The sequence below is a fragment of the Shewanella schlegeliana genome (genome assembly GCF_016765635.1).
In the GTDB taxonomy this organism is placed as follows: domain Bacteria; phylum Pseudomonadota; class Gammaproteobacteria; order Enterobacterales; family Shewanellaceae; genus Shewanella; species Shewanella schlegeliana.
Genome location: NZ_JAESVD010000002.1, coordinates 484,909 through 497,989 on the forward strand (window position 1 = coordinate 484,909; position 13,081 = coordinate 497,989).

Below are 13,081 nucleotides of genomic sequence, written 5' to 3' on the forward strand. Positions count from 1 at the left end.
CGCCCATAGTGGCGCCTTTTTATTAGCTTGTTCACTTGTGAGAGCCCTATGAGCCACCAGTTTTCTGAAAATGATAGCCTATTACTCGCCGAAATTATTCGTCTGAGACGCGATGTAAGAGGTACACGATTTCTATCAAGCCCCATCGATGACAACACTTTAGACAAGCTACTTGAGGCGGCCATAAATGCCCCTTCTGTTGGCTACTCTCAACCTTGGCAGTTTGTTGTGATCCGCGAAGATGGCGTTAAACAGCAGGTGCATCACTCTTTTATTAAAGAAAATGCCGTAGGAGCAGAACAGTTTAGTGGTGAAAAACAGCGGCTATATCAAAACTTGAAACTTGAGGGGATCTTGGAAGCCCCAGTTAATTTAGCAGTTTTTTATCAACCACAAGCGAAACCTGTTCTCGGACAGACCAGCATGGCCGACATGGGCCGATTCAGCGTTGTCTGCGCGATTCAAAATCTATGGTTGATGGCTCGTTCACTCAATATTGGAGTAGGCTGGGTCAGTATTATCGATCCTGAGTCAGTGAAAAAGATCCTCAACGCCCCTCAAGATGCCGAACTGATTGGCTACCTCTGCATCGGTTATGTAGAAGATTTTCTGGCCGAACCCGAGTTAAAAGCCCTTGGGTGGGAAAAGCAAAAAACCATGAGTGAGGTGATAATTAAAGAGCGCTTTGACTCGACTAATCAGGAAAAATAAAATAATAAAAAAAATAAAACCCTTTTCAAAAGTGACTACGTTTATAACTATCAAGTTACCTAATCAATCCTTATTTGCTTTCAATTTTTGGAGTCATTATGAAATCATCAATTATCGCCGCACTTATCTCAGGCTTTATCGCTTCGACTAGCATGGTCGCCACGGCTCAGGCTGCCGATCTCGATTTTCCTAGCCTGAATACGGTAGGCAGCAGTGAAATTAGCGTTAAAGCCGACATGGCAGAGGTGAATGTCGAGGTCGTGGTAAGAGCCAAGACAGCCAAAGAGGCAAAAACAGAGTCCGATAAAGCCGTTGCCAGTTTTTTAGCCCGCCTTGAAAAGGCTGGCGTCGATAGAGAGCTTATCCAAAGTGCTAATATCAGCCTACAGCCGCAATACCAATACGAAAAGAACAAGCCTAATCAGCTTATCGGTTATAGCGCGAATCGCCGCATCAAGGTAACGGTGCTAAAACTGGCCGAGCTTAACGATATCCTCGATTCGGCGCTTGAGCAGGGCATGAATCGCATCAACAATATCGCGCTTAAATCCAGTAAGGAAGCGCAGTATGTTGAGCAAGCAAGAATGGCCGCGATAAAAGATGCCCAGCAAAAAGCCAAGATGCTGGCCGAAGGCTTTGGTGAAGAGCTCGATGGTGTTTGGCAGATCAGCTACTTTGAACAGCGTCCTATTCAACCTGTTATGCTAAGAATGAACTCTGAGGCAAAGGGGTTCGATGCAGGCCCAAGTTACCAGCAGGGTCAGGTAACCATCCAAGATAGAGTCGAAGTGACCTATCGTTTGAAATAATCTTAGGCTAATCAAAAAAAGTAACAAAAAAGGCTTATCAAGCAGCTATAGAAACTTGGTAAGCCTTTAATATTAAATATCAAGTTAGCCTAAATAATAAAACGAACACCTATCGCTACGCCATCATCCTCAGGCTTACCCATCAGCTCTTCTTGCGCTTTATTGGTGCTGTCAAAGTTACTTAAATCTTTACGCCCTTCAAGGTAGAAAATAACACTGTTATTCCATATATAGTGACCACCAGCAACGAGTGATTCACGCTCAAAAATATCGCCGTTATAGGCGGCTTCATACTCATCACCAGCCTTTAAAATGTTATATGAGAGGAAAACCTTAAAATCACCTTCAAATAGATAGGAGAAGAGTGACTCGAGACCGGTTGCATCCGGGATCATACGTCCAAGATTATCTGTATCATGGTATTCCTGTTGGTTAGCATTTAGAGCCGCATAAAACCCTTGGTCATCCCATGCCCCCCAAGTAACACCACCACCATAAACATAATCAGTTTCGGTCAGTCGTGAACCATTAGAAGCTCTCGCTTTAAATTCACCAAAGTTAGCACCCGCGGTGAATGTTAGCCTATCGGTTGCATCTAGTGTAAGACCCGCACCATAGGTATAGTTATACTCTACATGAGTCACTGTTGTTGGAGCCGTTACCATTGCAGCAGCTTGGTCTACCGGTTCTATAACATCGAAAGAATCATCTTTTAATTGCACCTGCAGCGCAAAACTAAACATACCGAAGCTATTACGGTACTGCACCGCTTTATCGGCACGGCCTGTACCATTAAACGAACCATCTCCTTGATAAGTGTATGTACCAGATGCATTACCATCCCATACAAAGCCATAGTTAGTATTGTAAACAACGTCATACCACGCGCCCCACTGTTTACCTATTGCGAGAGAGCCTAACTTGTCATGACTAACACCAACATAACCTAAACGGTTGCTCAGAAAGTTATCTGTGGTTGTCTCAAAGAAACTCTCACTGCTGTATGACAAGCTAGTGTCACCAAAGGGGTTTACCCCCCACTCTAGCTTGGTAAAAGCCTTCCAATCATCAGACATCTCACGGGTAAAGCCAATATTGACTCTAGAGCTACCGTTTACGACTTGAGTTTGGCCTTGGGTATCAATAATACGAGCATCAATATAGCCGCCAATTCCTATGGAGTTTTTATCATCCTTATAGATTTCAACAGCAAAAGCCGATGGCATTAAAACCATTGTGGCAAGGGGGAATATTGCTAGCGCTTTTTTCATGGGATCTCCAACCTTGGTTATCAATTTATCAATCCATTCAACGAGCATCCTAGCTGATATCGTATCGCGCTCAGGCACGAACAAACTTCAGCTCTCGCTAAATAAAAAACATAGCAAACAAATGACTTAATACAAGTTTGAAACCCAGTTATTCAGCTTATAGCATGGCGCTATAGTGGAAAATAATGCTGGATAAAATGAAAAGCTGCCCAGAACTGACTGGGCAGTAGAAAGGATATTTAAGCAAACTGCTCAACAAAGTAGACTCGGTTCTTACCTGAGAATTTGGCCTTATACAGCCCCCTGTCCGCTTGATTAATCAGCTCCGTCAAACTGGTTTGAGACATCTTAAATGGGGCTAGACCAAGGCTTACTGTCAGCTCGATCACCTGCTCATCGAACTGGAATGGCTGGGTCGCGATCCCCTCTCGCAACCGTTCAGAGATTTCCATCGCCTCCGCCTCAGTGACATCGGGCAGTACAATCAAAAACTCTTCACCACCGATTCTGCCAATCAAATCACAATCTCTAAGCCATCGCTCTGCGCGTCTTGCCACCGCTTTTATCGCCAAATCACCCACATGGTGGCCATAACGATCATTAATAGACTTAAAGTTATCGATATCGAAGATGATCACCGCTAAGGATCGCTGCTTCTTAATCGCCCTGTCGAGCATCCTCTGGCCTAGTTTAAAAGTATGGCCGCGGTTGGCAATGCCAGTTAAGAAGTCAGTTTGAGCACTATGCTTAAAGGTCTTACGGGAGTGCCATAGAAACAGGATGGCGATCACCAGAACGATGGCGACTAAGAAGAAGATACTCAGCCTAAGATCGTAGATCCGCTCTTTATCCTTCACTGCCGCCAAGCTCAACTCGTTGATAGCCAGTTGATTAGCCAATAACTGATTCTCAAATTCGGCCAGCTTAGCATTATGCTCTAGCGCCGAATCGATCACCTCATTATCGATAATCTGCTTATGCTTTTCCCGCTCCTCATCTATCACCTCTAATAAAGCGTATATCGCGCTCAGGTATTGCTGCTCATCTAGGGCTATGATGGCATTTGCGGTTAACGCCATACTGGTCATATTCTTAGGAAACTGGTTGTTTTTCTTAAAGGTACGCGCCATCTCCGCCGCCTTTTCCACTTCACCGGTTCGCAAATATGCCTTAGCCAAAAACAGATAACTTCCAGTGACAAAGTACTGCTCACGAGTGGTCTCTTTTAACAAGATAGCTTGCTTTAAGTGCTCGATGGCCTCAGCGTAATTATGAGTTGCCAGCTCGACTCGACCAGCATTAAGGTGGGCAAAAAAACGAAAGTCGATAAACTCTGGCGCCGACAGTGCCAAGGAAAACTGCTGGGCAATATTGCCGCGAGCCTTGTCCCAGTCCCCCAGTTTAACTGCTTCACTAATCATATTATGCAGCATATTAAACATGTCTTGGGTATCGTCTATCTCGCTCCAAGTTTGATAGGCTTTATTGAAATTGACATATCCGCGCTTATGCAGACCCACGGTGCGATAGAGGGAGCCTGTGGCGTTATAGATCATCGCCTTGCGGTTGTAATCTGTAATGGCTTCGGTATCGATCAACAACATGGCTTCATCTAACAAGGCGATCCCTTGATGAACGTTAGTCACCTTGTTATAGCAAAACGCTTTCTGAGTTAAGCTCTTAGCCAATAACTGCTTATTACCATGCAATCTAGCCAGTGTCAGCGCCTTGTCTCTATCACCGCAGTAGGCCTCAGGATCATTCGTCGTTAAGTAGAGTACAAAGGATCGCTCCAGATAAGTATCAATCAGGAGATCTGATACCGCTAGAGATTTAATCAGAGCGATCGCCTTATCATAGCTAGCAATCGCTTGCTCAAGCTGGCGCCCGCGTTGGTACTGCATGCCGTATAGGAAGTGTAACTTGGCTTTGTCATAACCGCTGGCACTGTCTGGTTCGAGTTGAAACTCATCCAGTAATATCAAAGCCTGAGCCGCGGGTATTTCAGAAAGTTGCTGTTCTAGCTGCTGAAGTGGCTCGACGGCCTGTGCCCATAAGCTCGCCACAGCAGCAAAACTTGCCACCATGTATAGGCCTGCTCTGTTTAGCCACTTTTTTGCAATGTACACCTAAAGTCCAAATTATTTACAATAAACGTCACGCAGCTTAACACAGCGAAATAGTATATTTATAGAGTTAACAGAAGGTTCTAGGTTCTAGGCAAAGCCAAGACGCTACAGGCTAAGACGGGAAAGACCGAATAAGAGCCGATAAAAACTAAGACGGAAAAGCAAAGGGTTTAAGAGAAGGTTCTAGGTTCTAGGTTCTAGGTTCTAGGTTCTAGGTTCTAGGTTCTAGGTTCTAGGTTCTAGGTTCTAGGTTCTAGGTTCTAGGTAAAACAGGATAAGGCTAGGACGAGCAAAGAGCAAATGCAGGCAAACTAAGTTATCGGTTTGCCTGCATCGTATAAGCTTAGTGAATCTTAAACGGCTTTTTCCAGCGCCTGGGCGACATCACTAATGATATCATCGATATGCTCTATCCCCACCGAAATTCGCACTAAGTCTTCCGATACCCCAGCCTTAGCAAGCTCATTGGCATCCAACTGTCTATGAGTGGTCGATGCTGGATGACAGGCTAGTGACTTAGCATCGCCGATATTGACCAAGCGCAGTATCATCTGTAACCCATCGATAAAACGACCACCAGCAACCTTGCCATCATCGGCTTTTATACCGAAGCTAATGATCCCTGACGCCTTGCCTGAAGTGATCTTATGACAGTTATCTTGGAAAGGACTGTTTTCCAGTGCGCCGTAGTTAACCCAGCTTACCTTAGGGTGCGTTTCGAGATACTTAGCTAGGGCTAAGGCATTATCGCAATGGCGCTCCATGCGTAGGGCCAATGTCTCTAAACCTTGTAGCAGCAGGAAGGCGCTTTGGGGCGATAAGGCCGCGCCAGTATTACGCAGTGGCACTACGCGGCAGCGGCCGATAAAGGCGGCAGGCCCAAAGGCTTGGGTATAAACCACACCATGATAAGAGGGATCCGGCTCATTGAGCAGTGCGAAGCGTTTTGGCTGCGCCGCCCAGTCGAACTTACCACTATCGATAATCACTCCACCGATAGTCGTGCCGTGGCCGCCAATATATTTGGTCAATGAATGAATAACGATATCGGCGCCATGGTCAAACGGCTTACACAGCACCGGGGTCGCCACCGTGTTATCAACAATTAATGGCACGCCATGTTTATGGGCTATTTCAGCTAGGCGCTGCAGATCGACAATATTACCCGCAGGGTTACCGATGGACTCACAAAATAGCGCCTTCGTGTTGTCATCAATCAGGGCATCGAGCTGCTCAAAATCATCGAATGCCGCCATACGTACTTCAACACCTTGGCGCGGCAACGTATGGGCAAACAGATTATAGGTGCCGCCATAGAGCTGGCTGGTACTAACGATATTATCGCCCACTTGAGTGAGCGCCTGAATAGCATAGGTGATCGCTGCCATGCCAGAGGCCAGCGCCAAGGCTCCTATGCCGCCCTCTATCGCCGCAAGGCGCTGTTCGAGCACATCAGTGGTCGGGTTCATGATGCGAGTATAGATATTACCCGGCACTTTCAGATCAAATAGATCGGCGCCGTGCTGAGTGTCATCAAAGGTATAGGAGGTGGTCTGATAAATAGGAACGGCTGCAGCCTTAGTGGTCGATTCCGATTTATATCCATGGTGCAGCGCTAAAGATTCGAGTTTCATCGCGTCATATCCTATTTCATTGATTGAAATAGCAACATAACAGCTAGCCATCTAGAAGTCTAAATAAAATATTTATCACTCTCTCGATGGCCGATAAAAATGGTTAACCAAACTTAGATCTGATCCAGCATCTCGGGTTCAAACAGATCCGGTGTGATGGTTAAGCCCAGCGCCGCTATCTTGTCGTTTAGCTGCATAAGATCCTTGTCGACCGTGGATATCGTCAGTGTATTGTCATCTAGGGTGTAGACCTGTTTTAGACTAGCAAAGTAGAAGCTCAAGATAATAAAGGCGTTCACCTCTTCGTTGTCGGCGGCCTGTTTGATCTTAGTCAGTTTGCGGTAGATCTGATTATGTAGCTGCTTTAAGCGCCAAACATAATACACCTCACGCATAAAGGGCTTCTGCTTTTGGGTATTGAGTACAGCTCCACAAGTGAGCATCGCGAGGATGACACCTATTAGATTCAAGTGGAAGTTACCTGTAGACTCGCCGCTAACCGTCTCGGTTGCGCCGAAAAAGTGGATCAACACACCGCCGTAGACTAACGCCAATATAGCCAAACTCGCCACAAAGCCCATAATCACTAAGTTGGTATTCTTACGGTAAGTCTGCTTATCAATATCCATCAACTGCATGATTCGTCTCTTTTATTATTTAATTTTACACAATGACTTAGCGCTCTTAAAAAGCGCACTCTCATGTAAGTATATTCTCACTAAGCACGCTAGCGCGATCGCGGTGCCGATTATGTACTACAGCTTAGCATTGAAAGTTAAAGCCTAAATGAATTTTCGTTACATTTACTTATTGTCCCTTCTCCCCGGCTAACTTATGAACTGATTGTTGCAACCCCAAAAGTGAAAAGGTTTGTGTTTCACCGCCAATGTAGGCAACTTAACCCATTAATTAAGAATTGACTTAAATAGCGATAACTAACCCAACCGAGTTCACAACTTTTGCCAAAGTCGCCATTAGCAGTAAAAACATCTAGACGTCTAAATTGACAGACGTCTTTCGATCTCATATCCTCTCAACCATTGAGATGTACCATTCTATGAATTAGCCCAGGCTGATGAGTAGTGTGTTCCAGCTAGGAGGGCAATGGGAACAATGGTTCGAAGACAGGTTTAAGATAAGAGAGATAACATTGACGACTTCCAATAATGCCCAAAATGCTGCAGCAAGCTCTGCACCATCGTTTTTAGCCCTGACGCCACTATTTCTGTTCCTAGCACTTTTTATCGGTGCTGGCGTTTACTTTCAAAGCCAAGGTGTAGACTTTGCTTTCTATCAGCTACCGAGCGTAGTGGCGATTCTACCTGCTATTGTTTTCGCTATTCTGATCTCAAAGCAGAAGCTTAACCAGTCAATCGAAACCTTCTTAGGGGGAATTGGCCACTCAAATATCATCGCCATGTGTATGATCTATTTGCTAGCAGGCGCCTTTGCCGCTGTAGCAAAAGCCACTGGCGGTGTCGATGCCACAGTCGCTCTAGGGTTATCACTGGTGCCTTCGAACTTACTGTTACCTGGTTTCTTTGTGATTGCAGCCTTTATCGCAACGGCCATGGGCACCTCTATGGGCACCATCGCTGCAGTAGCACCAATTGCACTGGGCGTTGCCAATGAAGCACAAATTGATTTAGCGATTATGGCTGGCGCGGTAATTTCAGGCGCACTATTTGGTGACAACCTATCTATCATCTCTGACACCACGATTGCGGCGACCCGTACTCAGGGCTGTCATATGAAAGACAAGTTTAAAGAAAACCTGATTTTCGCTATTCCAGCCTCTATCATCACCCTAGTGCTATTTACCCTAGCGGGCCAAGGGCAGGCTGAAGTTGCAGCACAAGATGTCGACTTCATCAAGGTCATCCCTTACCTAACGATTCTATTTTTAGCGGTAGCGGGCCTTAACGTATTCGTCGTGTTGACCATTGGCATTCTATTAGCCGGTATTACTGGCATCGCCACCATGGATTACGGCATCATTCAGTTCGGCCAAGATATCTACGCAGGCTTTGGCAGCATGCAGGAGATCTTTATCCTGTCGATGTTAGTCGGTGGTCTAGCGGCGCTAATGCAGCAGCAAGGTGGTCTAGCCTTTGTTAACCAGAAGATTGAAAAGCTAATTGCCCGTTTTTCAAAGGCAAAAGGTGAAGCCTCGTGCCGAGCATCAGAGCTTGGAATGGCGGGTATTGTGGCGGCAACCAATACTTGTGTAGCAAACAACACGGTATCGATTGTGGTTACTGGTGATATCGCCAAAGAGTTAGCCCAGAAACACGGCGTCACACCAAAGCGTGCGGCCAGTATTTTGGACATCTTCTCTTGTATCGTTCAGGGTCTGCTCCCATACGGCGCACAGGCACTCTTAGTTGCTTCAACCTTTAGCCTGTCTCCACTCGATGTTGTGACTCACGCGTGGTACTGCATGATCTTAGGTGTAGTGGCAATCGCGATAGTCTGCTTGCGTAAACGCAAATAATCAGGCAACTTATAGAATAGTTCTACCTGAACATATTCGAATCGATAGAGGAGTACATGGATATGTACTCCTTTTTTTGTGGCTCACGCTAACAAAAACACCCCAAATGGACCAATATGGACGACCAAATACAGCACCAGTCAATGCAGTACGATCTTCACCGCCTAGTGGTACTCAGTATTTTCATTGGCGCACTCATCGCTGCAGCAGGGGTATCCACATCCGTCTGGTTCGAGTTTCAAAACATAGGCCTTGAAGTACTCAACACCCGTCCCGATCTGCTCGGTGACTATACCTATACCCCCTTTGCTTTTGTTTATAATATCTCGCTGATGGTAGCAGGAGTGTGCATCATGCTATCCATGCTGGGCCTCTATCTGTTAAAGCTAGGTAACTTTAGTCATTACCTATCCTTTGCTGGAGCCTGGGTCGGCCTAGCTGTGATCTTAATGGGTGTGTTTCCGACCAATTATCTTGAGCTGCATCGAATCGTTTCTACCTGTTACCTTATCGGCACCGTGATGATGTTTTTCCTCTGTATCAGCGACAAGTTTAATCACCACTCTATATGTGGCTGGCCAGTATTCTTTTTCAGTGTTTTAGGTTTTATTGCAGCATCGGTACTGATATTTCAGTTAAACTGGCGCACCTTGGACTTTAATCCCTGTGAGAGTCACAACTACAAACAACCCTATTGTTTGGTAGCTATCACCATGTGGCTGTTGACGAATATTGTCATGCTGTGGTGCCTCTCGTTTGCATGGAATATCCGTAATATAGCCATTAAAAGCTATCTGGCCCTGTCACAAAGCTACTTAGCTGGTAAATCGTAATACAAACCATGAGACTCGCAAAATACCTTGCCTTAACCGGCTGCTGTTCCCGCCGCGCCGCGACTCGTTTAATAAGAGACGGTCACGTTCGCATCGATGATCGCTTAGCCAATCATATCGACAGCGTGACCCTTATCGAGACTCCTGAAGGGCTACGCAGCGCTGAGCAGATCTATGTTAACGATGAAGCCGTTCAACCTGTCGAAGCCAAGGCCTATTGGCTATTTAATAAAGCGGTCGGCACCGACAGCCGCTTGCTCGCTCATCTGCCAAACAGCTTGATACACCTTTTGCCAGAGTCACCACGACTCTACCCCATCGGCCGTCTCGATAAAGACAGCCGGGGCTTATTGATCTTAACCAACGATGGCGAACTGACCCATAAGCTAATGCACCCAAATTTTGGTCATGCTAAGACCTACCATGTGCAGGTCGACCGTGCTTTTGATGATACTTTTTTGGCAAATATGGCTGCGGGGGTAAGCTATAAGGATGTCACCACCTTGCCTTGTATCATGCAGCGTTTAGCTGCTGATAAGTATCAGATCACCTTGACTCAAGGGCTGAATCGTCAAATACGGCGTATGTCTCAGGCGTTGGGGTTTAAGGTTATCGACCTTAAACGGGTGTCGATTCAGAGTTTGCAACTTGGGGATTTGGCAGAAGGGTCTATGAGACCTTTATCTTCCGCTGAGCTAACGGAGTTGTTAGCTTCTGTTGCTTGCCCAGAAAGCTGCGCTGATTGATTTAGCCTTAGCGGCTAGGGGATTAAGTTAGACTTCGTCTAACAAGTTCTGTTGTAGGCAATCAGGCTACGCCTGACCTTTAAGTTAGACTGCGTCTAACAACTAAAGTCGTAAGCTTCCAGCTCACACACGGCCAAGAAGGGGTCTACAGCAACCCCCTCTTGGATCTCCCCTGCCACCCCTACGAAGTTACATGCATTAGATACGGGCCTCATACTTATGGATAAATCACTAACGCTTCCGATGGGGCATCCTGCCCCGCGAAAGCTACGCCGACATCCCTGTCGACATCACGCGATTTATTCCAACGTACTTCGGCAACTTCGATGGGGAATGGGTGTTTTCTGTATACCCAATATAACCAACTAACTATTAGTTTATGGCTAAGGCTAGAGAGAGGTATTCATTCAGTTCTAGGCATCAATTCAGAAAGTTTACTCTGACCACTTATCGAAAGGCTGCCTAATATTTTCGTGAATCATATGCCCAATGTAAAAGAGCCTGCCTCTGCTTTTTTCTGCAGCTGAAATTGTATCGTTCACAATGCTTTTTTACAGCTGACTCATGACGCCTGAATGCTTTCCACCTTTTGATTTGGCGCGCGTCATCGTCAGTTCTTCGCCCCATGTAATATCGGCAATACCATTGGAACCAACCACGGGGATCCTGAGGGTGAATCCAGCCCTTTTTTACCCATTCGCTCAACGACTGTGAAGCGTCTGCATTGAAATAGTTTAGGCTCACATCCTTTCCTGCGTTGCTTAATTTGGCGTGGATAAACCAGCTTTCAGGGAATTCATTCTGACAATCATTCAAGTATTTTCCGCCAAACACACCCAAGTTTAACATTTCACAGGGTGTCAGCTCTGGCCTAAAATCCGCGGCAAAGTTCTCCCCAACGGGCTCAACAAGTTGATATTCATAGCCTTTCTGAAATTTATCATTTACAAGGATTTTCTTCATATATTATTGAGCAACATTAGCTCCCCAGGGTGAGGAGCCATATAATGAGATCGTTCTATATAATCATTAGGGTGTTTTCTGAAATGATGGCGCAACAAGGTTACAGGGACAATAAGAGGCAATAACCCATTTTTGTAGTCATGAATAACCGACACTAGCTCTGCTTTATCTTCGGTGTCCAAGTGGTTTTTAAGATATCCCTGTATATGATGTAAGGTATTGACGTGATTGGATCTCGTCGCTATAACCTTTAATAGACACATCATTTTTGTAAGGTATCGCTCAGCCAAGTCGATTGGTGTAGTGTCTCCAATGTCAGCCAACATAGAACCAAGCTCCTTAGCCTGTGTTTGGTCATGACTCATAAAAATGTATTTATGCCTAGCATGAAAACTTTGCAAGGCAGAGATAGTGACTTCCTGACTCTGCATATCTTGCCAGCGAGAAAAAACATAGACACGTTGAATAAAGTTTTCTCTTAGCTTAGCGTCTTCCAAGCGCCCCTCCTCCTCAACGGGTAAATTGGGGAAGTTTTCAATCAGTCGCTTAGTGTAAATACCAACACCTTTGCGACTAGGCATTTCATTACTATATAGTTTTACACGCTCCATACCACAGCTTGGCGAGTCCTTCTTGACTATGTAACCGCATAGACTTTCATGCCATTTTTTTTGCTGCTCAGCAACAGTGCTAAGTTTCTCAGTGACATCCAATTCACTATTTTTGGTTCCTTTACAATAAACGCTCCCGTCTTGTAGAACCAAACGCACCGGCTCACGTGGGATCCCAAGGCCGATTTTAACCTCTGGGCAAAATGGTAAAAACTCGAAGAACTCTGTTAATACACCAGTAATATACGAATTCTTTTTATGACCAGAGTCAAAGCGAACGTTTTCCCCAAGCAAACAGCTGCTAACACCAATTTTGATTTTTGAATAGTGAGGCTTGTCCATAAATAACCTTGATATTAAAAACTTAGATACAGTCAAAGTACCAACTGATATTGCTCTCAGCCGCTGACTAACATTCAACAACTCAATACAGCGCAGCCCAGCGAATATCAGCAGTTGTAACCTAGCTAAACTTTCATCTTCGCCATTTCATTTAGCATAGGCACCAATGATTGATTTGAGCAAGTCTCACTTGAGTTAGACGTTAGACTTCGTCTAATAAACTTACTCCTTTTATCAGGCTACGCCTAATAAGTCGGGTCAGAGTAAACTTTCTACAAAACTCACAGGAAACACCAGTTCCCCATCGGAGTTGCCGAAGTACGTTGAAGAAATAGTCGTAATGCCCACACGGACGTGGGCATAGCTTTCGCGGGGCAGGCCGTTCCTTGGCATCCTGCCATCACGGCATTTGTGAATCCATTCACATCAGATGCCCCATCGGAAGCGTTAGCGATTTATCCATAAGCATGAGGTCCGTATCTAATGCATGTAACTTCGTCGGGGCGGCTGGGACTCTTTATAAATAAAATAGTCAAGA

At 45.5% G+C, this 13,081-nt stretch carries 11 protein-coding genes; 5 read left to right on the forward strand and 6 right to left on the reverse strand.

Translation table 11 applies throughout. The features are described from left to right. Nucleotides 1-48 precede the first annotated feature (48 nt). On the forward strand, nucleotides 49-711 hold the full coding sequence (gene bluB / locus JMA39_RS05100; protein ID WP_202720736.1) for a 5,6-dimethylbenzimidazole synthase: 663 nt from the start codon (nucleotides 49-51) through the stop codon (nucleotides 709-711). A gap of 98 nt (nucleotides 712-809) precedes the next feature. Then, entirely contained in the window at nucleotides 810-1,520 is a 711-nt protein-coding gene (locus JMA39_RS05105) for an oxidative stress defense protein (RefSeq protein WP_202720737.1), read from the forward strand. A gap of 89 nt (nucleotides 1,521-1,609) precedes the next feature. Here the strand turns inward: JMA39_RS05105 and JMA39_RS05110 are convergent, their stop codons facing one another. From JMA39_RS05110 to JMA39_RS05125, 4 genes are all read right to left on the reverse strand, one after another. Next, complete coding sequence (locus tag JMA39_RS05110) at nucleotides 1,610-2,791, reverse strand: porin (RefSeq protein ID WP_202720738.1); 1,182 nt, start codon at nucleotides 2,789-2,791, stop codon at nucleotides 1,610-1,612. A 239-nt stretch (nucleotides 2,792-3,030) separates the two neighbouring features. Then, on the reverse strand, nucleotides 3,031-4,920 hold the full coding sequence (locus JMA39_RS05115; RefSeq protein WP_244999869.1) for a GGDEF domain-containing protein: 1,890 nt from the start codon (nucleotides 4,918-4,920) through the stop codon (nucleotides 3,031-3,033). A 353-nt stretch (nucleotides 4,921-5,273) separates the two neighbouring features. Continuing rightward, entirely contained in the window at nucleotides 5,274-6,554 is a 1,281-nt protein-coding gene (locus tag JMA39_RS05120) for an O-acetylhomoserine aminocarboxypropyltransferase/cysteine synthase family protein (protein ID WP_202720739.1), read from the reverse strand. Nucleotides 6,555-6,667: 113 nt separating this feature from the next. Continuing rightward, complete coding sequence (locus JMA39_RS05125; protein ID WP_202720740.1) at nucleotides 6,668-7,192, reverse strand: DUF3087 domain-containing protein; 525 nt, start codon at nucleotides 7,190-7,192, stop codon at nucleotides 6,668-6,670. A 437-nt stretch (nucleotides 7,193-7,629) separates the two neighbouring features. Between JMA39_RS05125 and JMA39_RS05130 the strand changes: the two genes are divergently transcribed. The 3 genes from JMA39_RS05130 (at nucleotide 7,630) to JMA39_RS05140 (ending at nucleotide 10,627) form a co-directional block, all read left to right on the forward strand. Beyond that, the gene (locus JMA39_RS05130) at nucleotides 7,630-9,048 is read left to right on the forward strand and encodes a Na+/H+ antiporter NhaC family protein (RefSeq protein WP_237732611.1); all 1,419 of its coding nucleotides are present in this window, start codon (nucleotides 7,630-7,632) and stop codon (nucleotides 9,046-9,048) included. Nucleotides 9,049-9,164: 116 nt separating this feature from the next. Beyond that, the gene (locus tag JMA39_RS05135; protein WP_202720742.1) at nucleotides 9,165-9,881 is read left to right on the forward strand and encodes a DUF998 domain-containing protein; all 717 of its coding nucleotides are present in this window, start codon (nucleotides 9,165-9,167) and stop codon (nucleotides 9,879-9,881) included. An 8-nt stretch (nucleotides 9,882-9,889) separates the two neighbouring features. Next, nucleotides 9,890-10,627 carry an RNA pseudouridine synthase gene (locus tag JMA39_RS05140; RefSeq protein ID WP_202720743.1) on the forward strand — a complete coding sequence of 246 codons (738 nt, stop codon included), beginning with the start codon at nucleotides 9,890-9,892 and terminating at the stop codon, nucleotides 10,625-10,627. A gap of 462 nt (nucleotides 10,628-11,089) precedes the next feature. On the opposite strand, the gene JMA39_RS05145 is transcribed toward JMA39_RS05140, so the two are convergent. After that, nucleotides 11,090-11,590 carry a hypothetical protein gene (locus tag JMA39_RS05145; RefSeq protein WP_202720744.1) on the reverse strand — a complete coding sequence of 167 codons (501 nt, stop codon included), beginning with the start codon at nucleotides 11,588-11,590 and terminating at the stop codon, nucleotides 11,090-11,092. Next, a complete protein-coding gene (locus JMA39_RS05150; RefSeq protein ID WP_202720745.1) occupies nucleotides 11,587-12,543 on the reverse strand; it encodes a YbgA family protein in 957 nt (318 codons plus the stop codon). The genes JMA39_RS05145 and JMA39_RS05150 overlap by 4 nt, the downstream gene beginning before the upstream one ends. Nucleotides 12,544-13,081: the final 538 nt, after the last annotated feature.